The organism is Pedobacter folensis, from assembly GCF_056490665.1.
Genome location: NZ_JBWJIF010000001.1, coordinates 389,993 through 412,220, shown reverse-complemented (window position 1 = coordinate 412,220; position 22,228 = coordinate 389,993). Strand labels below are relative to the sequence as shown.

The following is a 22,228-nucleotide window of genomic DNA, read 5'->3' as shown; positions in this document are numbered from 1 at the left end:
TGTCCAGCCACATAAGTGAGTACACAAAATACTACAAAAAAAACATTTTGGCATACTACTAGTAAGTGTGTAAATGGGTTTACACAATTGATCAAATTAGATTCGACCATATTTAAAATTGACCGGCGTGATTTGGTTTTCTTTATTGATCATCAGGCTTTATTAATTGTTTAAAAAGATTTCCGTAAGCAGTGCTGGCATCTGAATAACTGGCCATTGTTGGTTTACGATCTCCGTTAAACTTTTCATCAGGATTTTTGCTATGATAATTTAACCTCGTTTTCATTTTTTCACAGGCAGCATCATCCAACTGCATTACTTTCAAAAAGTGCGATAACATCTGGTTTACGCCCCAGTCATAATCATAAAAAGTATTTTTGGGGTGATTGACCAACAGAATCTCCGCTAAAGCTTTATAATAATTAGCCAGTACTTCTGCTGTAAATAAATTAAAGTCCTGGTAATGCTTTTCTTGTATCCTAACCTTTAAAATTCCAGGATTAACCATACCCGGAACAGCATGTATGCCTCTCCTTTTGCAGTGTGAGGCAATAACCGCATCGGGTTCTCTGGAAAGGAAAAAAAATGGCGTATCTGGATACCATTTTCTTAACAAGGAATAAAAGTGAATATGCCAGCTGTCTAGTTTCACAAATAATTTGGTGTACTGCGCTTTACGCTTTTGGCCCATCAGGGTAATTGCTGACTTAAACCAAAATTCTTGCTGTGCTTCTTTTACCGAAGGATCTTGTTCATTCATTCTTAAGAGCTCATCTAACAAAGGAGCTTCTGCGTAAACGATATTTGTTTCGGCTGTAGCCAAAGCCTGCGATAATAAAGTGGAGCCACATCGCGAAACATGAAAGATAAATGCATCTGGTGTTATCGAATCGATCTGCTTCGCTGCTTCTTCCAAAAACCCCAGGTTACTTGCTGGCAAATAAGCCGATCGCTCTTTCATCCGAAAGCGGCAAAGATTTATCGTCTCATCAAAAAAAGGTTCTTCAATATGCTTTTCCTGCAAATCAAGCCACAAAAGCTGCCAGTCATTTTCCTTATAAAGAAGTTGATACGGAATCCAGTTGATTAATGCGCTCATTCCAGGCTTTTTTTCAATTGCACAACCAGGTCTCTAGCCACCTGCGTATCCATTTGTTCCAATTCTGCAATCATTTTTAAGGTGGTAGCCGGATCTAAGGGCTGACCTTGATTTTCTTCAGCTAGTTTATAACCATTGGCTTCAAACAAAGAATCAGTCCATTCATTTCTTAAGGCATCTATAACCAAATGAACCCGAACGTTTTCGCCATCATTGATGATACTGTGGGTTTGATTGAAATCGATGTACCAACAAGAACCTTCTGCTAATTTCAACTGCTCTTCGCCCACGATAAACTTTAACCGATTATTGGTTTGAATGGGAATATGTATCCTTAACACTCCTGCTTCGTAGTTACAGCCACGGTCTCTGTGGGGCTTAATTTCCGCTCCGGGATGTAATGCGAGCAAACGAATGGTTTCTTTGGGGCACTTCCACTCCTCGATGATTGATTTAATATAAGGAAGTTGATTTAACAAAGGCGTATCCCGATACTGATCTACCCCATAGTTGGCTAAAATATCATTTTCCTTTCCACTGCCAGAGCGGAGTGCAATACTTTGCCAGTTCCCTTCGTAATCCTTCCTGTTGAAATGATCAACCCACTCTTGCTGTAATGCAATTGCGAGCTCGTTTTTGAGCAGCTGAATGTTATAGGCCTGGTTAAATTGAATGTACTTTAGCAAAGCTGAAATGTTTCTGTAATATTAGCTAAGTGTTTTTTATTGCGCAAATATTTAATCTGCTTTTTATCGGACTTTACGCCGCATCTTTCATTGGATTTATTTTAAAGCCATTTCTAAAGTTGTAATTTTAATCTTAGTATTACCTGATTTCCTTTGATTCAATCTTTATGCACGACTCTTTAATTTCTATTTCTGCTTTTCTTGAAATTTACCGGTTACACCATCACCCTAAACACCCACAAAAACAACAGGATGAATCTTTTATCAAAGCAGAGCAGATTTTTTTAAATATATTTCAACTGGGTTTATTTGAAGTTTACGATTTTTTATATACCAAATGCATAGATACGGACCATTTTAAGCATTGGATTATCGACCTTAAAGGGCAAGACTTTTTTAATACCGCTTCAGTCCAGTTCGATGAACAGCAGCACCTCACTAACAATCCTCATAAAACCGATTTCCTGAATGTTTTAACTGCCGGGCAACATGCTTTTTGGAATACGCATGGTTACCTTAAAATAGAAGGATTAGTGAATGAGTCTGATTGCAATGCAGTATGCGAACTCATCTGTAAAACCTTAAACATTGATTTAACTGATCCCCAAACCTGGTACCCGCAACACGAGTTATTGCAAGGATTAATGTTGCAAAAATATCAGGATGAAGCTATTGCCCACATTCGTAACCATCCACAGATTAAGCAAGTTTTCAGCAGCTTGTACAAGCATCATAACATCTTCGCCAATGCAGAGAAAGTGAGTTATAATCCGCCTGTGAATCAATATTTTTCTTTTAAAGGAAGTCCGCTACATTGGGATATCGATTTTCAAACAGGTCCGAGGTATTACATTCAGGGCTTATTGTATTTAAACGATGTTCCTGCTAACCGGGGCGCCTTTACTGTTATTCCAGGCTTCCACCACCAGATTGATGAATACCTGAGTCATTATGGCGATCCCGAAGCGGCCATTTCGGCTTTGCGCAATAAAGGTTTAGAAATTCCGGTTGAAGGTAAAAAAGGTGATTTAATTGTTTGGCTGCAGTCACTTCCGCATGCTGCAAGTCCCAATCATTCTGATTTACCCAGATTTGTGCAGTACGTGAGTTTTAATGAAGTACTTTGATCTGGCTATTTCAGGTTGCTGCCTTATTGTATCAACAACATCATCAATGCCGCAATCAATGTATTTAAAAAATTGACCATGTTATTCCCGATGATTTCCTTTCGCTCAAACAAAGCCCCCAATACAGAATCGGTAAGATTTCCGAACGTACCTGCCAGAACGATATAGAAAAAGCTGATGTTCCACCCGAAACCCAATGCATAAACGACTGCAATCATGCAGCTTCCGGCAATACCGATCGAAGTTCCTTCCAGACTGATCACCCCATCCATTCCGCAACGATCAGGTTTGAGGGTGATTATATTAAAAAACCGTCTCCCGTAAACCATCCCCAGTTCAGAAGACAGGGTATCAGCAGTAGCCGAGGCAAAAGCAGCTGCCATTGCAGGCAACATTAAATCAGTCAGCTGTGGGTAACCTATCATTACGACCCCCGCAATAGCTGAAACACCGGCATTGGCCAGGACCTGAGCGGTATTACGGCCTTTTTTACTTTCCACTTTAACGGCAAAAGCCTGCTTTTTATGCTGCTGCCAGGAAGTTGCCGCAGAACCCAGGATAAAAAAGGTGCTCATCATGGCAACGCCGGTATAACCAGCCGCAATGAAAATAACACAGGCCAGAATTCCACCTGTAAAAGCAGCCAAAATGGTCAGTTTTTTGGCCAAGATGCCATAAGCAATGCCAGCAATAATGATGATTGGCAACAAGATGCCGCTATTGAACATATCGCAAATATATTTGAATTCTGCTTAAGAAACAGCACATGGGAATTATTACGAGGTGACTATTGATTAAAAATTGCCTGAGCATATTAACCAGCCCGTTTTAGCAAATTAGTAGCAGCCTAAACTCCCCTTCTTTTTCAATCGGTGCCCGGTGGATACAAGGTAAACACTGTTTTTCAGGATGATCTACTGCCAGTCTCCACAGATGGCCCAATCCCAGGTTTACAGGAGTTGCACCAGCTTTAGCCTGGTAATGCAGGTCAAAATAATGTTCCATCAAAAAATTTTGAAATTCAGCATCCGGACCTTCATGCAGTTCTTTAAGCTTTTGCCGGATTTCCGGGACCAGTATTTTTTGTTCGGCCTGATGATTGGCTATAATTTCACTGGCAGCACCATAATAGGTACATAAAAAAGTATCGGTGCCAATGGGCGATCGGTCTACATGAAAAGAATATACATCTGTCGAAATAAAATCCAGTTCTTCATCCCGATCGTAACTCTTGATTAAATTAAGCGAAGGTGATGCGCCTGAATCTGCCAACAACTGAAAATCACTTAAGATCACTGTTCTGGCCAGACAACCTGCCTCTGACAGGCTGAGCGCATGTAGGTCTTCCATGGAAACTTCCGTCAGGTTATCTTTCAACTCTAATTTGGATACAATTTCTTTAAAATCGCCAACCAGCTCCCGCTTCCAGCAAACGGCGTTTTGATCTCCATAAAAATCTGTATCCAATAGCTGAGAAAAAGTGGATACCACCGCAATTTGTTTGCTGTCAGCAAATCTATTATCCATTTCTAATTCAATAATTTAGCTATAAATGCTCATATCTCGAGGATTATTCCAAAGTGAGAATGCTTCTCAGGCATAGCGGTTCTTCGTCAATTTTACGCCAGAAATAAAAAAAGCTCCCAGTTTTTAACTAGAAGCTTTTAAATGTACCCCGGAAGGGATTCGAACCCCTGACCCACGGTTTAGAAAACCGTTGCTCTATCCAACTGAGCTACCGAGGCTCATTTTTTAATGAGCTGCAAATATAGAAGTTCTATTTAATATGTAAAAATATATTTTAAACTATTTAAAAGCTACTTTTCGCATTTCAAATAAGTATTTAAGAACGAAGCAATTAAAATTAAATCCACGCTAAATAAATTCGATTTCAGCCTGTAAAAAACGTTATTTCTCACCCAATTCTGCATCATTAATACAGAGCAGCTACGCTAAAAATCAAATCAATGCTTAATTAAGCGTCTTCTCCGTTCCAAATGTCATCATCGGCATGCCGAATTTCATCATGACTGGAGGTTATACTTTTTAATTCTTCGTGGTGATAATTTCTTTCCGGGTTTTCGGGCAAAGTACTGTCGTGATCAGGAGACACTTTCCTCAAATGCTCAGGCTTTTTAACCTCTGGTAAATCATCGTGTACAACAGAAGGTGTTAAAATCTTCTTCATGGGATTATTGCTGTTTTCCATAATTTTAAGAGACTCAAATTTCAAGCCACAAGCAAAGGTGAGTTAAAATTTCGGCAATTGCGGTGTATTTGTGAAGAATAACGGTTGGCGAAAGGTGGACAATAAAAAAATGCGCACAAATAAATCAGGGTTTATCTGTGCGCATTTTGGAAAGACCCTGAAATGAATTCAGGGTGACGGCCGGTTATTTAATTTCTATATGCTGGGTTAATAATTGCCTGTTACGCCAATTTCTAAGCCTCTTAATTCGGCTAAACCTCTTAATCTGCCTATAGCTGAATAACCCGGATTGGTTACTTTGGCCAAATCATCCAGCATTTGGTGACCATGATCCGGGCGGAAAGGAATTGATTTATCACGTAGTGCATTTTCTTCTGATAAGGCCTTCATGATTTCGTACATGTTTACATCACCACCTAAATGGTCTGCTTCGTAAAAACTACCATCTTCATCTTTTTTAACGTTACGCAAATGCGCAAAATAAACACGCTCTTTCACCGCATTAAAGATTTCTAAAGCATTATTTCCCATTCCGGCACCCAATGAGCCTGTACAGAAACAAACGCCGTTAAAAGCCTGGTCTACTTCTTTAATGATATAATTAAAATCTTCGAGTGTACTTGCAATCCTTGGTAAACCTAAAATAGCATAAGGAGGATCGTCAGGATGGATGGTCATCTTAATACCTTCTGTTGTACAAACCTCTGCGATAGATGACAGGAAAAACTTCAAATTTTCTTTTAAGCCCTGTGTTCCAATGGCTTTATATTCGTTAATACTGTTGCGCAAGGTCTCCAGTTCGATTTCTTTTTCATTTGGGATCCCCATTAACACATTAACACGAAGATTAGCTAAATCCTGTTCTGTTAAAGTCGAATATTTAGCTTCAGCTCTATCTAAAATAGATTTCGAGTAATCTGCTTCCGCACCTTCCCGCTTCAAAATATAGAGGTCAAAAATGGCCAGATCAATCCAGTTAAAATAAAGGGCTTTCGAACCGTCGGTCATTTCCAGGTCCAGTTGCGTACGGGTCCAGTCTAAAACCGGCATAAAATTGTAACATACGATCTTAATTCCGCAGGCCGACAGGTTACGCAAAGAGGTTTTATAATTTTCGATATACTGTGCGGCATCTGCCCTGCGCGTTTTTATCGCTTCGTGTACTGGAACACTTTCTACTACCGACCAGGTTAAACCGGCGGCCTCGATAATGGCTTTTCTTTCCTGAATATCAGTTAATGGCCAGACTTCGCCATGTGGAATATGATGCAGTGCGGTTACAATACCTGTAGCGCCTGCCTGTTTAACATCTTGTAAGCTAACCGGATCGTTCGGACCATACCAACGCCAGGTTTGTTCTAATTTTTTATATTTCATTGTATATGATTACACAGATTTTAAGATTACACTGATTATATTGATCGCTAAACGCCTGAAAATGCTGTAAATCCTCCATCCACTTTAACATTCTCGCCATTTACAAATTTAGAGGCATCGCTGAGCAAATATACTAAAGCGCCAATTAATTCCTCCGGGGCTCCAAACCTTTTGAAGGGGGTTTTAGAAATGATGGCCTGTCCCCTTGCGGTTAAAGAACCATCTTCGTTGGTTAACAATGCCCGGTTCTGGTTCGTAATAAAAAAACCAGGTACAATGGCATTCATCCTGATTTTATCCTGATAACGGTTGGCCAGTTCAACAGCCATCCATTTGGTATAACTATCAATAGCTGCTTTAGCGAGCGAATAACCCAATACACGGGTAAGTGCCTGAGTGGCCGAAACAGACGATATATTCACGATGCTCCCGCCGTTTTTGGCTATTTCTTTACCAAAAATCTGCGTTGGCATAATCGTGCCGAACAGGTTTAAATCGAAAGCCTGCTTTAAAGCCGGCACATTAAGATCGAAAACATCACTACCGGGCTGAATTACGGCCTCAGCCACATTGCCTCCGGCTGCATTCACCAGGGCATCAATGCGCCCAAATTCTTTAATGATGGTTACATTTGCATCGATTAAATTCTGCTCGTTCAGTACATCGGCAATAATGTAAATGGCTTTACCACCCGCTTTAATTACATCTTCTGCCCTTTGCTTAGCGATTTCTTCGTTTCTTCCAATTACAACGATTGCAGCACCCGCGGCGCACAAACCGTTAATAAAAGCCTCACCCAAAACGCCTGTAGCACCGGTAACCACTACAACCTTGTTTTTTAGGGAAAACAGGCTTTCTACTTCTTTTACCATTTGTTTAGTTCTTTTTAAGTTTATTCTACTACTAAAGTTGTGATGGAGTGTGGTAAACTGCTTGTTGTTGCCGCTTCACCTTTAATCCATAAACTATATTTTAATTTGTCATCTGATTGATTCATCACCACTACCACCAATTTGCCGTCGGTATTTAAAAACGCTGTTGATTGTAATTTATCACGACTTGATGCTGTCCCAACCCTCCTGGCTCCCGGACGGATAAATTTAGAAAAATGTCCCATGTAATAATAGGCATTGGTATAAATCAATTTATCATTCTTTGTATCGGCATGTACGGGAGCAAAACAGAAATTACCAACGTGGTTTGGTCCACCCTTTTCATCTAAAAGAATGTTCCAATCAGTCCAGGCGGCTGTTCCGGCATTAAAATCGTTAATCATCGAGTAACCGTAACGCTCGCCTAAAGTCCAGTCATCGAGTTTATTTACATCGTATTTTTCTTTACATCCTTCGGTAAAAATCAGCGCTTTATCCGGGTAAGCTTCGTGTGTTTGTTTCACATTACCAAACTGCATTCCGCTGCCTGTCCAGGTTTCGTACCAGTGAAAACCGATACCCCAAACATATTTAGCCGCATCTTTATCATTTAAAATGGTGCTGGCCCTTTGGAAAATCTGATCGCGGTTATGGTCCCAGGCTATGAGTTTTTTTGAGGCAAGACCTGATTGCTGTAAGGTTGGACCTAAGAAGTTTTTAATAAAATCGCGTTCTTCTTCGGCTGTGAATACACAAGATTCCCATTTCTGTTTGGCCATAGGCTCATTCTGAACACTTAAACCCCAAACCGGAATGCCCATAGCCTCGTAGGTTTTGATAAATTTCACATAGTGATTGGCCCAGCTTTGACGGTAAGCAGGCAATAAATGTCCGCCCTGGATTAAACTGTTATTATCTTTCATCCATGCCGGTGGCGACCAGGGGCTTACAAACAAAGGTAATTTACCTCCTGATGCAGCGATAGCCTGTTTAATCAAAGGAATTTTAAATTGCTCATCGTGTGCCACACTAAAAGTTTTAAGCGCCTGATCATTGTCCTGCACATAGGTATAACTTCCACTCGAAAAATCGCAACTGGCAATGTTGGTACGTGCCAACGTATAACCAATCCCTTTATCCTGACTATAATAGGCCGTTAAAAGTTCCTGTTGATTTTTTTTGGACAGCTTTGCAAATGTTTCTGCCGAAGCATCGGTTAAAGCACCTCCAATGCCCACCATGGTTTGGTATTTTACCGTTGGATCGACAAAAATACAGGGCTCTGTTTCAAAAGGTTGCTTATTCACCGCAAAACTTAATGTTTCGGTTTTACTGATGCGATATTCAGATTTCTCTGCCGTCGTGTAAACCGTTACCTTTTTGTTGGCAACAGTATAAGTTTGTACTGGCTTAACCCCTTTTTTATTCTGAGCAGCCACATTAAATGCCGTTGCCAAAATCAATAGGATGCTTAGATTCTGTTTCATGATTATATTATTTATTTTCTACCTCAGATTGCCTGAATTATTTTAAACTTTTATTGATCTGATTGAGCAAATAGCCATTTAAATCAGAATCGTACTCCCAAAACATCACTCCACCCATGTTATTTTTCAATACATATTCGCATTTTGCCTTTACCGATCTTTCGTCATCGTAAGTCATATATTCACGGCTTGCTGCGTTATAGAGGTAAGAAGCTTTAGCATCTTTATCGTAATATTTTTTAAAGCCTTTCTGATTGATCAGGCTATCTTTTAAAAAAGTATATCCTTTTCCATACCTGCTTTTTAAAACAGAATCGCCTAAACCATTTTTAGCGCTTTCTTTAAGGGTGAAAGAACGACTGTAAAAAGCAATTCCCATCACCAGCTTTTCGGCAGGAACACCGGCAGCGGCAAACTCACGGAAGGTTTTGTCAGCATAATTTTCTGCCGGGTGGCTTTTTGAGTTATAAAGATTGGTATGATGTCCTGCGAAATCGCCATTATAGAAATCGTAGGTCATCAGGTTTACAAAATCCAGGTATTGCTGTACTTTATCCATCTCTGTATGGCGAATGAAATTGCTAAAACCACCAACAGCAATAGTCAACAGTTTTTTAGACTGATATTTCTTTTCCAAAGTATCCAGTTCTAAACGGAGTTCTTTCAACATCAAAGTAAAATTCTGCTTATCCTCCGGTCTGAAAACATTACCTTCCTCGCCCGCAATGCCAGGATATTCCCAATCAATATCTACTCCATCCAGCTTAAACTTTTCTATAATTTTAACAGCACTTTCGGCAAAAGCTTTACGTGAAGTATCGCTAAGTGCAGCATCCGAAAAGTTTTCACTCCAGGCCCATCCACCAATAGAAATCAGAATTTTAAGGTCAGGATTTTTAAGTTTAAGTTGATTTAACTGCCGAAAATTAACGGTATCAGTCGCTTCACGATGTAAAAAAGCACGGTTGTTTTTTACATCAACAAAGGCATAATTGATATGGGTAAGTTTCTCTGCAGCAATTTTCTGCACATCAACCAAACCCCTATAACCGCCAACATAACCAATAACCACTTTCTTTTGGGCTGAATGGTCTGGCTGCATGCTTAACAGCACACCAGCGGCGAGGATTGCGCCGATGAATAACTTTAATGTGCGCTTCATTTTTAATTTTTACTTCTTAGCAAAGCTTCCAAATAATAATAATCGGCATAATTGATCGGCACATCAATTTCAGATTTCGCCGGACGATGCCCTGTGCTGTGTTCTAAAATAAAGCCATAGTTTGCGCCTATCTTACTGGTGTACTTTGTGCTGAGTGAATTTAAAATTTTATCGGCAGCAGCTTTATATTTTTTACCATTGCTGCTGTACTTTGCCAACTCGTAAAGTGCAGAAGCTGTAATTGATGCAGCAGATGCATCTCTGGATACTTCAGGAATCTTTGGATCATTATAATCCCAATATGGAATGCCGTCAGCAGGGGTAATTTTATTATTCAAGATAAAACCCGCAACACCATCGGCCTGAGCCAAATATGCTTTGTTTTTAGTTTCACGGTAACACATGGTATATCCATACAGCGCCCAGGCTTGTCCACGTGCCCATGCCGATTCATTCGCATAACCTTGTGCGGTTACTTTCTGGCGCACATTGCCTGTTAAAGTATCATAATCGATCACATGATAAGAACTGAAATCAGGTCGGAAATGATTTTTTATGGTGGTATTGGCATGTGTTACCGCTATTTTATAGAATGATGAATCGCCTGTTAATTTGGTGGTTTCGAATAACAGTTCAAGGTTCATCATGTTATCAATAATTACCGGATACTTCCACTTATCGCCATTGTGATCCCACGATTTTAACACCCCTGCTTTAGCGTTAAATCTGGTAGACAATGATTTTGCCGCCTGAATAATTACGTCTTTATAAGCCGGATCCTTTGTCAGGCGGTATCCATTTCCAAATGGGCAATAAATCATAAAACCCAAATCGTGAGTTCCTTTGTTAAATTGTTCCTTTTTAATATCCTCTGTATATTTCTTAGCCAGATCGAGCCATTTCTTATCATTGGTATATTGATAGAAATACCATAATTCTGCAGGAAAAAATCCACTGGTCCAGTCTTTCGAAACCACCATTTTAAACTGGCCGTTTTCTACAGTCCGTGGCGAAACCAGATTAGGTTTCACTTTTCTGGCCGAATCAACATTTTTAATCAATACTTCTGTTTGTTTCGCTGCTGATGCAAAAGCTTTTTTTACATCTGTTTTTTGCGCCTTTACTATACTGAAAGACAATACACTTAGCGCAGTTATTGTTATTTTTAAGTTCATATTATAACCAGATTAATGGGTTACGGATAGGTAAATTTCTAATTACTTCTTCTACTTGAGGCTGATGGTCTAATTTTGCCCAGGTTTGATACCAATTGGCCTGATCATATTGTACTGCACCAAACAGCAAAAAAGGTTGCGCTACCGGCCAGTTATCCCAATACATTACATCGGGTTTTAAGGTCCACTTGTTTTTATCGGCGATAAATGGATATAAATAGTTCAGCCCTTTTTTAATGGATTTGCCATCAGTTGTTTCAAAAGTCCAGAGGTTATCTTTTGGTGTGGACAAGATCTGGCAAAGCATGGTCATCGCGTCAAGATTAAAGATCGAATAACCGTAAGGTTTTGTTCTGGCCATTTCTAAAGGAAAACTGCCGTCAGTAGCCATCTGGTTTGGCAACAGAATGGTTTTAAAACTGCTACGCAGCGAATCGAGCATGTTTTCATCACCACATAATCTGGCAAATGAAGCCACTTGCATGGCCCAACAAGTGGCGTGGTTATTTTTTACGGTTTTCTCTTGAATGCCGGGTTTGCTGGTATTTAACCATAAAGTATAATCGGCAAACCATTTTTTCACACCCTTTAAAGTTTCCTTATCAAATGCTTTGGCTTTTTCCATCACCAATGCGCCTTGAGCCACTTCCATTAAATGAATGGTATCGATAATACCATAATTACGGCCTGTAAATTTGCCTTTTACGGCCTGCGCAAAAAGCAGATTCGGATTCATCAAGCTTTCCGCATTGATAAACCAGGCCTGAAAATGTTTAACAGCTTGTTTAACATACTTTTCATCGCCGGTAATTTTATAGGCAGAGGCCAGTGCACCAATGATTTTACTAAAACGGACCATTGCTTTACGATGGTCGAGGAAGTTATCGGGGTTGGTGAGTCCATCTCTGTTGATGTAAGGGCCATCCGGGTTTTGCGGATCGGGCCAGAAATAATCGGCTTCGGAGAAGAAATCATGTTTCCCTCCAGCACTTCTTGGCGAAGATGATGCCGTAACGGTAATGGGTTTTTGTTGCATGGCCCAGGCTGCCCCGGCCAAAATCTGTTTTTTTAATAAAGCCGCTGCCTGTTTTTTTAAATCCGTTCCTTTCGGATCGGGTTTCAGGGAAGCAAATGCTGTCCCGGTAAAACAGAGCAGCACTAATAATGCATAGGGGATGAATTTTTTCATTGGTTATATATTTGGTCTGGATGTTATAATGTGCTAAAAACTGTTTTTAAACCTTCAGAAACAACGGATACAGCACTCTGACCCTTGTTTAATTTAACTTTAATAATGGCCCTGCCGTTATAGGCCTGTACTTTACGCGATCCTGATGAAGTACCTTGATTATCAATTAATTTACCATCACCAGTTAAACCAAAAGTTATCCAATTAATGGCGTCTAAACATGGAACACCCTTCGCATCAAAAAGCTTTACTTCTAGGGTGGCCACATCATCTTGCTGACTGATTTTTTTCAGTTCCATTTTAACTGGCTTTGTCCATTTTTCGGTTTGATAAGTAAATTTAATTTCATCGGTTATGGTCTCTTTCCCTTTTCTGGCTATTACCTTAACCGTGTTTTCGCCCTTTACAAAGGGAAGGTTCCAGCGTAAACCCGCTGCAGGGTAATCCTGACTATTGCGTTTTTTACTACCAAAACTTTTGCCGTTAAGGAAAATTTCAGCATCGGTACAGTTCGAATAAACTTTAACCATTTTCTCTTCGCCTTCGTCGCCCCAACGGATTGGCCAGGTATGTCCGTAAATATGCACCATCGGTTTTTCCGTCCAATAAGACTGAAAAACATAATAAGCTTCTTTTTTGGTAAAATCTCTTTCTATCACCCCTTTCTGGTTCATGTATGGCACCGGATTATCGGGACGAACAGGGGTTGAAAAATCTTTGAATGGCCAGTAAGCCGTACCACTTAACCAGGGCATGGTTTCCTGCTCTTTTAAATGCCAGTCGATTAAGTTGGTGATGTACGATTCGCTCCAGTCGCCATCTTTAGAAATCCTTGCCGCACCACCGTATAACGAAGCGTCACCTGCCCTTTCATCGGCACTGCCACCTGTTTTAATCTTACTTAAAGCTTTATCCGGGTTTTCTGAGTGACGTAGTGCATGGCTATCGCCCCCCCATTCTACATGTAAAAAGCGTTTTACCTTCGCAAATTCATCTTCTGACGCTTTTTTGTAATCGGTATATGCGCCACGGTACCAGCCTGCCCAAATAGAAGGAGAATATACATCTACAATATCGCTACAGAAATCGCAGCGGCGAATGGCAGTATAACGCGATTTATCCAGTTTATGCGAGAGATCGTTGAGCTCTTTCATGAAAGTCCTGATCTTTTCTTTATCAAATTCAGGGAAATCGCCCGGCCAGTCGTTTTCGTTACCCATCCCCCAGATGATAATGGCCGGATGATTAAAATGTTGCTCAACCATGTTGGTGAGCATTCTACGGGCCTGCTGTTTGTATACTTCGCCTCCTAAACCTCCGCGGCACCATGGAATTTCTTCCCACACCATAATCCCTAAACTATCGCAAAGGTTTAAAACAATGCGCGATTGCTGATAATGCCCTAAGCGGATAAAGTTAACCCCCATATCTTTCATCATCTGCATTTCCTCGCGGATCATGTCTTCGGTCATTGCTGCAGCTACACCTGCATGGTCTTCATGCCGGTGGGTTCCGCGCAACAATAAACGTTTCCCATTGAGGTTAAATGGTCCTTTTTCTACAAATTCGATATGCCGGAAACCAATTTTCTCTTCTCCTTTATAATTCCCTGCTGCAGAAATAACTTCATATTGCAAACGATATTGCACAGGTTTCTCCGTTGACCATAATTGTGGTTTCTTGATTTCTAACGACCATAAATCAACATCAGCAGATAAATCGTTAAGTTTTTTCTCTGTTTTGCTCACGATTTTTCCGGCGGCATCAATCAATTTCAACTGAATAGTCGCTTCTTTAAGTCCGACAGGATTGTACAAACGTGCCTTGACAGACAATTTACCCAATTTACCCTGCGCATCTACCTCAGCTTTAGCAAACATTTTATCAACGGATAACGAAGGTGTATAAACCAAATTCAGGTAGCGGTAAATACCGCCGTAAACGTTAAAATCTGACAAATCAGAAGGGATCATTTCGAGATCTCTTGAATTATCCGTCCGTACTGAAACAGGAACTTTACCCTTAAACTGTTTTTGATAAACAGCTGTTTTTTGGAAAGCGGCAACAGCATCGGTAATATCAACCGTCCATTCATCGTAACCACCCACATGCACGCCTACCTTGGTCGTGTACACATAAACTTCTGTTTTTTGTCCCGCACCTTCGAAATGCAGGATTGTTCTGCCATTTTGATAAGGGTTTTCGATGTTAAGCTGGGTACGGTACCAGGCGGGGCCCTGATAATAATTTACATCAGGATCTACCGCATCTTCAGCGTTAACGCAATGCGGCAAACTCACTTTCTGCCACAGCGGTACAGCTTCCGGATTACCTACACCAACCGGGCGTACAGCCTCCCATATGCCTCCTAAATCTTGCTTTAAAAATTCCCAATTATTATTTAAGCGGACAGATCGCTGCGCAAACGATAACTGACTGTTAAACAAGGAAATAAATAAGACTATATATCTAAATAACTTCAACATAAATTTTTGAATATTAAACTTTTAAACGCAATTTTTTCTTCTCTAAAAAGTACACTATACCGATCACTAAAAATGCCATCAAAAACGACCTGAAAATCCCTCCAATACCCGAACTCATGAAATGCGGAAAGTGAAAATGGACCAAACTCAAAAGCGCGTACAACAAATAAGGAATGAGGTAACAGGTTAAGGTACTGGTACCGGCAGGTTTAATGAGCTTAAACCAACCTTTTTTCTGTTTAACATCTACCAGGTAGATCAATAATTCGAAAACCAGAATGGTAATGCCCATGCATACAAATACCCAGGCTGGTGTGGCATAAATTTTAGAAATTCCGCCTGCATACGGCCTGATGAACATACCAAAAGTGAAGGACAATAAACCATAAAAACTAATCAGAATCCAGAAATCGAGGTATTTTTTAACCCCGATCAGTTTTTTATACATCGAAGTAATCAATGCACCGCCTAACATCAACACAATTGACGAAGCATCGCCAATAATCCATAAATGATGTTTAAAAATACCTAAATGGGTCGTGATGTTAATGGCTGCAAAGGCCACAAAAGCGATCATGAGCAGCAACAAATTACCTTTAGCGAAAAGATAAACAAATGCCGAAACTAGATAAGCCCAGCCGATGATCCCCAAAATGCCCCACCAATGCGGTTTTAGGCCTTCAGGATGCGTAGCTGAGCCACCTTTATACAGCAATGCCAGCACGATAAGGAGCAAAATACCTAAGCCGATCAATCCGTTCTTTTTAACTTTCGAGAGTTCTGCAGGATAATCCAGCCAGATTAAAAAGAAGGCCATGGTGATGAGAATGGTATAAACCGGATAAGGCAACAAAACGGAATGGCGATCGTAATTTTCTAAGTTAACATGAAAAAAGCCCATTACGATTAAAGCCAGTGCTCTTAAGGCAATGTAAGCTGAAATCGAAAACAGCCCTGCGCCTTTATCTTTTCTGCTTTGGATGGCAAATGGCAATGAAAGGCCAACGATAAAAAGAAAAGCCGGAAAAATGAGATCTGAAAAACCCATTCCGTCTACCGCTGCAGGCGTATGCTCAATCCATTGCGGAATATTTGAAACACCGGCAACATCGTTTACAAAGATCATCAGTAACATGGTGATGGCCCTTAAAACGTCGATTGATAAAATCCGGAGTGGCAGTTGGTTCATTTTATCTGATGGATTAGTAGATTTTTCTAAGTTGAACAGCGTTTAAAACAGCTTTCCCCTCTATGGCTTTAAATTCAATTAAAATGCCCTTCCCATTCTGTACCGTAATTCTGGTTGTTTTCTTTACCGCTGTAGTATAACCGAAATTGGCAGCCAGATTTACTTTAGACATCAATAGTGTTCCATTAACCGAAACATCAAAAATGCGCTGCTCTTCTATTTCTTTTTTATGGTTATTGTCTAAGTTATAAGCTAAAGCTTCTTTGGTTTCGCCACCTACGAGTTCGGCAAAATGCAGTGCCAACTCGTACTCGCCATCTGGCACATCGAATCTAAACTGTTTAATGCCTACCTGCTGCGTCTGGTAAACCGGATCGTTATCGGTACCTAAAATATTCTTATCGCTGCCGTAAGTGATGCGGTTATTGGTTCCCTTGTAAGGTTCGCCGCCAATCCAACCCCAGGCACCGGTTTTGTAGGGCTGATCGGGCATCCAGATCTGCTGTTCCTTTTCGTCGATATAAAAACGTTTTGATCCCAAAAGAATATTGATATTTTTAAAAGGAATATTGACATCATTAAACTTGAATGGCTGTAACTGGAATTGAATATCAGCCTGATCATTTTGATCGCCAGCAACGACACGCAACTGGTTTTTACCGTTAACAAAGGGCACTTGCCAGTCGATAATATGATCTACCGCCTCTTTTAAACCTAAACTTTTGCCGTTCAAAAAAAGTTCTGCCGATTTAAGGTTAGTGGCTACCTGAATGGGTTGTGTACTGGTTAAAGTGGCAGAATCAGCAATACCTGTTCTATCTTTCCATTGTGCTGAAGTAATTTTTATAAAGGGTTTTCCCAACAAATAAGCCTGATACAGGAAATAGGTATCTTTTGGCTCACGGCCAATGGTTAAGAGCCCTTTGTTGTTGATGTGCGGCATGGTTTCCTCACGGGTTTCAGAATTGAAATCGGCTAAATTCCAGGCCTGGCCACCGGCTACAAATGGCCTGCTGAGCATGGCATTCAGGTAAACCTGGTTAAACTTAATGCCATATTCAACACTTTTATCGAAACGGATAGGCGAAAAAGAACGGATCCTTGGATCAGCATCGGCCCCAAACTCGGTAACCATAAAAGGTGTATGGGGTAAATCTTTATGGTGACGGTCTAAAAATTTAGCGAAATCTTCGGGTACACCAGAGTACCAGCCTGAATATAAGTTCCAGCCTACAATCATCGGGATTTTAGTCAAACCAACTTTATTGTAGATATCCCAGGCACCATGGTTGACCAAAAGGGTATATCGGGCGGGATCGAGTTTACGGGTTAAACTGTCTAATTTTTGGGCTAGTCCGCGAACGTGGTCAAAATAGATTTGCTGACGGGGTTTATCGTTGGAAAACTTTAAACGCAATAAAATTTCGTTCATATAAGCCCAAATGATGATACTTGGGTGATTGAAATTTTGTTTAATCATTTCCGTCTGCATGTTCAAACAATTAGTGGTGAAAGCCTCCGATTCGGTAATGGTGTTGACCACCGGGATTTCCACCGAAGCCAGAATACCCAAACGATCACAGGCTTCTAAAATCTGTGGATCCTGCGGATAATGCGCTACCCTTAAAAAGTTACCCCCCATTGCCTTAAGTAGTTCGATATCTTTAATCTGTAAGGCATCGGGTGTGGCATTACCCCTGTTTTCGTAATCCTGATGACGACTCGCACCAATAATTTTTACAGGCTGATCGTTTAAGAAAAATCCTTTTTCGGCATCGAACTTAAACCAGCGGAAACCTAATGGATTGGAGACCTGATCGATCACTGATTTGGTCTTAGGATCGATAATCTTAGTCACCACCCGGTACAGATAAGGATTTTCAGGTGACCATAACTGAGGTTTCTGAATCGCTTTGATATCCTGAATGACCACCGTATTTCCGCCTTTGTTTACATTCGCCGTAGTATTTTGACTGGTTACCATTTTTCCATTTGCATCGAAAATGGTAGTCATCACCTGTACTTTTTGGCTGGTGGTGGCTGTATTATCAACTGAACTTTTTACCTGTACACTTGCGGTTGACGCTGAAACCTGCGGCGTAGTGATAAAAACACCTGAACTGCCATTTTCTTTCTGCGAAAAGTGCACCGGATTGGTCATCAACAGGGTAACATTGCGATACAAACCACCAAAAAAAGTAAAATCGGCGGTGAGTGGTGGAATATCTTCGTTAAATCTGTTGTTTGCCCTAACTTCGATTACATCATCTTTAAAGTTCAAAAATGAAGAAATCGGGACGATAAAACGGGTATAACTGCCAATATGTTTGCCGGCAGTTTTACCATTAACCAATACTTCTGCTTCCTGTGCTACGCCGTTAAACACCAGGAAAATAGCTTTACCTTTTACGCTTTCATCGAGTTTGAGTTTACGTTTGTAAATTCCTAATCCGCGGTAATAACCTGGTGCATCATCCAAAACATCTTTATCGTTCCAGGTATGTGGAATATTCACTTTTTCAACTGGTCCGTTTTCTTTGTTAAATTCCCATTGATCGTTTAAGCTGATGGTTTTCCGGTCTGCATCCTGGGCATAAGTGCTTAGACCGGTAATTGCGGCAATAAGTAATAATAAAAGTGATTTCGATCGTAGGGATGATTTCTTCATGTTATATCTTCGTAATTATTTTTGCCACAGAGGCGCGGAAAACTTTGTTTTCAACTCCTTCCCCCTGTCATTCGTGTCGCCACGAATTGTATATTTTTTTTTTAAACCACTAAGGCACTAAGTTCACAAAGCTGGTTAACACAATCTTCCGTGTTTCTGTGTCTCCGTGGCCAATCTAGTTTAATAGTGTAAAATCCTTTTCCAGTTTAATATTATTCGAAGCGGTTCCGATCATTAATTTAAAATCGCCGGCTTCGGCAGCCCATTTTAGTTGTTGGTTATAAAAAGAAAGTTTCTCTTTATCGATAGTGAAAGTGATGGTTTTGCGCTCTCCTGCTTTTAACATTACTTTCTGAAAATCTTTCAATTCTTTAACCGGACGTACTACGGAAGCAAATTTATCCTGCAGATAAAGTTGAACAACCTCTTCTCCGGCATATTTACCAGTATTTTTTAAAGTAAAACTTACCGTAATTTTTTCGTCCTGTTTGATTTGTGTTTTGCTCAGCGTTAAATCGGTATAATCGAAAGTGGTATAACTCAAACCGTATCCGAAAGCAAATTTCGGGCTGTTTGGCATGTCTAAATACGCAGAACGGTAACGGGTATCCTTATCATTTTTAGCCGGACGGCCCGTGCTTAGGTAGTTATAATACAAAGGGATCTGTCCTTCATCGCGTGGGAAAGTCATCGGTAATTTGCCCGCCGGGTTGTAATCACCATAAAGCACATTGGCCATGGCATTACCTGCCTCACTGCCTAACCACCAGGTATACATAATGGCCGGAACGTGATCGGCTGTCCAGTTGAAAATTAACGGTCGACCAGCCATGACCAAAACCACCACAGGTTTGCCTGTAGCCTGGATGGCTTTAATTAAATCTTCCTGTACACCAGGCATATGGATATTGGCTTTACTTTTTGCCTCACCGCTCATATCTAAAGTTTCGCCAACGGCCATAATCACCACATCAGCTTGTTTAGCCACTGCTACAGCTTCGGCAAAGCCAGCTTTTGAAGAATCGGCTACCTCACAGCCTTTGGCATATAATAGTTCGGTTTGATTGCCGACCTTATTTTTTAATCCCTGGTATAAGGAAACCAGGTTATCTTTCTCCCAGGCAATAGACCAGAACCCCTGCATATCTTTTTCAGATTTACCCAAAGGACCAATCACCGCGATTTTTTTTAAGTTTTTAGATAGTGGTAAAACCTGATTCTCATTTTTCAAGAGCACGATACTTTTCTCGGCCATTCTTAAGGAAGCTTTTCTGTTTTCAGCAGAATTCAGCTCTTTTTCCTGACGGCTTTCGTTGCTGAAACGGTATGGGTCATCAAACAAACCCAATTCGAATTTCTTGCGTAAAATCCTTCTTACGGCATCATCAATCAAAGCAACTGACACTTTTTTATCGGCAAGCAGTTTGGCCAGACTTGGCAGATAACTTCTGCTTTCCATATCCATATCGCTACCTGCTTTTAGGGCCAGTTCTGCGGCTTGTTCTTTATCTTTAGCGTAACCATGAGCAATCATCTCTCCAATCGATCCCCAGTCGCTTACCACAAAACCCTGGTATTTCCATTGTCCTTTTAAAATATCGCGTTGCAGGTAAGCGTTTCCAGTGGCTGGAATGCCGTTCAGGGTATTAAAAGAGTTCATAAAAGTAGCTGCACCAGCATCAACCGCAGCTTTAAATGGCGGCAAATACGTTTCCCATAAAGTATGTTCGCTCATATCAACCGCATTGTAATCTCTACCGGCAATGGCCGCACCATAAGCGGCAAAGTGTTTTGCACAGGCCATAATGGCGTCGAGGTTACCTAAACCTTTGCCCTGAAAACCTTTTACACGGGCAAAAGCAATTTTAGAACCCAGGTAAGTATCTTCTCCTGCCCCTTCCATTACCCTTCCCCAGCGTGGATCGCGGGCAATATCAACCATGGGTGCGAATGTCCAGTGTACCCCAGATGCAGCCGTTTCCCGTGCAGCCACCCTTGCGGCATTTTCCATTTCTGCCAAATCCCAGCTTGCGGCCTCGGCCAGTGGAATTGGGAAGGTAACCCGATACCCATGAATGACATCCAAACCGAAAATCAAGGGAATTTTCATTCTCGATTGCATGGCTACTTCCTGCACTTCGCGGGTTTCTTTGGCACCACGCACATTGAGCATGGAACCTAATTTGCCGTCGCGGATATCTTTTAACTTATTGGGATTATTCGTAATCGGTCCTGTTGCATCCCGATCACCCGTATATTGATTTAACTGGCCGATTTTCTCATCCAGCGTCATCAGTTTTAAAACTGAATCAATTCTCTTTTCGATCTTTTTATCCTGCGCAACTGCGGAAAGGGACACCCCTAAGATTAAGGCTAATGGTAAATATCTTCTCATTAATTATGGCTATTTAACTCCGTCTAAAATTCCCTGATAAGCTGCTTTTCGCTGGTATTGTGCATCGAAAGGCAAAGGCCAGTCGGGGCGGCTATAATTGGATGGTATCCAACTGTCGGCATCGGTAACATTCCACTGCGTGATCCCGAATTGCTGGCTTTTCGGAATGGCATTATACGCCTGCACAATGGTTTTATATTTTGCTGCCTGTTGCTCGCCCAAAGTCGTGCTGTATGTCATCGACTGCACATTATCGGGATTAAGTGCTATATCTATTTCAGAAATGTGGATTTTTAGACCTGTTGCTGCCGCAGTGGTAATGGCAGCTGTTAAATTTGCATCAGTCTGCGTAACGCGGGTATGCATCTGGATGCCAATTCCATCAATCGGAATTCCCTTGTTTTTTAAGCCTATCACGAGGTTTAATATTGCTGTACGTTTTGTAGGGCCAAATTCATGACCATAATCATTGTAAAAAAGTAAAGCGTTTGGATCGGCTTCATGTGCATATTGAAATGCCCTGCCAATATAATCTACCCCTAATTTCTGTACCCAGATGCTGTTGCGCATGGTACCGTCTTCATTAACGGCTTCGTTTACCACATCCCATGAAACTACTTTCCCCTTAAAGTGGCCCACAACGGTCTGGATATGTGTCTTTAACAGGTTTTCCCACTCGGCGGTATTGCCCTGAAAGTTATTCACCCAATCGGGAAGTGATTTGTACCAGTTTAAGGTATGGCCATGTACCCTTTTTCCATTGGCTACGGCAAAATCGACCAGGTAATCTGCATCGCTCCAGTTGTAGGTATCTTTTGAGGGATGTAGGGATGCAAATTTCATGGCATTTTCTGCCGTAACACTATTAAATTCTTTAACGACCAGATTACGGTAATTCGCGTTGCTTTTTAAAAAACTTACATTAACAGCGGCCCCCATTGGGAAAGGCATATTTTTTTGTAAGCTGATTTCTTCTTTTTGATGTGGCTGTATTAAAATCCCTGGATCAATGCTGGTGCTCTTGTATTTGGCACAAGAGAGGGTTAACAGCGACATCGAAATCATGATTTTCGAAGCGAAACTAATTTTCTGTAATCTGTTCATGTT

At 40.9% G+C, this 22,228-nt stretch carries 17 protein-coding genes and 1 tRNA gene; 1 reads left to right on the top strand and 17 read right to left on the bottom strand.

Annotation, left to right across the window (positions count from 1 at the left end):
- Positions 1-142 precede the first annotated feature (142 nt).
- A complete protein-coding gene (locus AC04QZ_RS01530; protein WP_478356295.1) occupies positions 143-1,099 on the bottom strand; it encodes a hypothetical protein in 957 nt (318 codons plus the stop codon).
- Positions 1,096-1,785: an aspartyl/asparaginyl beta-hydroxylase domain-containing protein gene (locus tag AC04QZ_RS01525; protein ID WP_478356294.1), complete on the bottom strand. Its 690-nt coding sequence runs from the start codon at positions 1,783-1,785 to the stop codon at positions 1,096-1,098. Before AC04QZ_RS01525 ends, AC04QZ_RS01530 begins: the two co-directional genes overlap by 4 nt.
- 167 nt (positions 1,786-1,952) lie before the next feature.
- On the opposite strand from AC04QZ_RS01525, the gene AC04QZ_RS01520 reads away from it, so the two are divergent.
- Positions 1,953-2,912, top strand: coding sequence for a phytanoyl-CoA dioxygenase family protein (locus AC04QZ_RS01520; RefSeq protein WP_478356293.1), 960 nt, complete (start codon positions 1,953-1,955; stop codon positions 2,910-2,912).
- A gap of 23 nt (positions 2,913-2,935) precedes the next feature.
- Here the strand turns inward: AC04QZ_RS01520 and AC04QZ_RS01515 are convergent, their stop codons facing one another.
- The 15 genes from AC04QZ_RS01515 to AC04QZ_RS01445 form a co-directional block, all read right to left on the bottom strand.
- Positions 2,936-3,640 carry a DUF92 domain-containing protein gene (locus AC04QZ_RS01515; RefSeq protein WP_478356292.1) on the bottom strand — a complete coding sequence of 235 codons (705 nt, stop codon included), beginning with the start codon at positions 3,638-3,640 and terminating at the stop codon, positions 2,936-2,938.
- 100 nt (positions 3,641-3,740) lie between these two features.
- Positions 3,741-4,439, bottom strand: a complete 699-nt coding sequence (locus tag AC04QZ_RS01510; RefSeq protein WP_478356291.1) for a DUF1826 domain-containing protein — start codon at positions 4,437-4,439, stop codon at positions 3,741-3,743.
- Positions 4,440-4,583: 144 nt separating this feature from the next.
- Positions 4,584-4,657: transfer RNA gene (locus AC04QZ_RS01505), tRNA-Arg, on the bottom strand.
- A 230-nt stretch (positions 4,658-4,887) separates the two neighbouring features.
- Positions 4,888-5,121 (bottom strand): hypothetical protein, encoded by a 234-nt coding sequence (locus tag AC04QZ_RS01500; protein WP_086545897.1) that lies wholly within the window; start codon positions 5,119-5,121, stop codon positions 4,888-4,890.
- Positions 5,122-5,328: 207 nt separating this feature from the next.
- Positions 5,329-6,498 carry a mannonate dehydratase gene (uxuA, locus tag AC04QZ_RS01495; RefSeq protein ID WP_478356290.1) on the bottom strand — a complete coding sequence of 390 codons (1,170 nt, stop codon included), beginning with the start codon at positions 6,496-6,498 and terminating at the stop codon, positions 5,329-5,331.
- A gap of 47 nt (positions 6,499-6,545) precedes the next feature.
- Positions 6,546-7,370, bottom strand: a complete 825-nt coding sequence (locus AC04QZ_RS01490) for an SDR family oxidoreductase (RefSeq protein ID WP_086545895.1) — start codon at positions 7,368-7,370, stop codon at positions 6,546-6,548.
- A gap of 20 nt (positions 7,371-7,390) precedes the next feature.
- Positions 7,391-8,857, bottom strand: a complete 1,467-nt coding sequence (locus tag AC04QZ_RS01485) for a glycoside hydrolase family 30 protein (RefSeq protein ID WP_478356289.1) — start codon at positions 8,855-8,857, stop codon at positions 7,391-7,393.
- 37 nt (positions 8,858-8,894) lie between these two features.
- Positions 8,895-10,019 carry a glycoside hydrolase family 18 protein gene (locus AC04QZ_RS01480; protein WP_478356288.1) on the bottom strand — a complete coding sequence of 375 codons (1,125 nt, stop codon included), beginning with the start codon at positions 10,017-10,019 and terminating at the stop codon, positions 8,895-8,897.
- A gap of 2 nt (positions 10,020-10,021) precedes the next feature.
- Positions 10,022-11,194 carry a glycoside hydrolase family 88 protein gene (locus tag AC04QZ_RS01475; protein WP_478356287.1) on the bottom strand — a complete coding sequence of 391 codons (1,173 nt, stop codon included), beginning with the start codon at positions 11,192-11,194 and terminating at the stop codon, positions 10,022-10,024.
- A gap of 1 nt (position 11,195) precedes the next feature.
- Positions 11,196-12,383: an alginate lyase family protein gene (locus AC04QZ_RS01470; RefSeq protein ID WP_478356286.1), complete on the bottom strand. Its 1,188-nt coding sequence runs from the start codon at positions 12,381-12,383 to the stop codon at positions 11,196-11,198.
- A 23-nt stretch (positions 12,384-12,406) separates the two neighbouring features.
- A complete protein-coding gene (locus tag AC04QZ_RS01465) occupies positions 12,407-14,869 on the bottom strand; it encodes a glycoside hydrolase family 2 TIM barrel-domain containing protein (RefSeq protein ID WP_478356285.1) in 2,463 nt (820 codons plus the stop codon).
- 13 nt (positions 14,870-14,882) lie between these two features.
- Positions 14,883-16,058, bottom strand: coding sequence for a DUF5009 domain-containing protein (locus AC04QZ_RS01460; RefSeq protein WP_478356284.1), 1,176 nt, complete (start codon positions 16,056-16,058; stop codon positions 14,883-14,885).
- Between the two features lie 13 nt (positions 16,059-16,071).
- The gene (locus AC04QZ_RS01455; protein WP_478356283.1) at positions 16,072-18,726 is read right to left on the bottom strand and encodes a glycoside hydrolase family 2 TIM barrel-domain containing protein; all 2,655 of its coding nucleotides are present in this window, start codon (positions 18,724-18,726) and stop codon (positions 16,072-16,074) included.
- 175 nt (positions 18,727-18,901) lie between these two features.
- Complete coding sequence (locus AC04QZ_RS01450; RefSeq protein ID WP_478356282.1) at positions 18,902-21,121, bottom strand: glycoside hydrolase family 3 N-terminal domain-containing protein; 2,220 nt, start codon at positions 21,119-21,121, stop codon at positions 18,902-18,904.
- A 9-nt stretch (positions 21,122-21,130) separates the two neighbouring features.
- Complete coding sequence (locus AC04QZ_RS01445; RefSeq protein ID WP_478356281.1) at positions 21,131-22,225, bottom strand: endo-1,4-beta-xylanase; 1,095 nt, start codon at positions 22,223-22,225, stop codon at positions 21,131-21,133.
- Positions 22,226-22,228 lie beyond the last annotated feature (3 nt).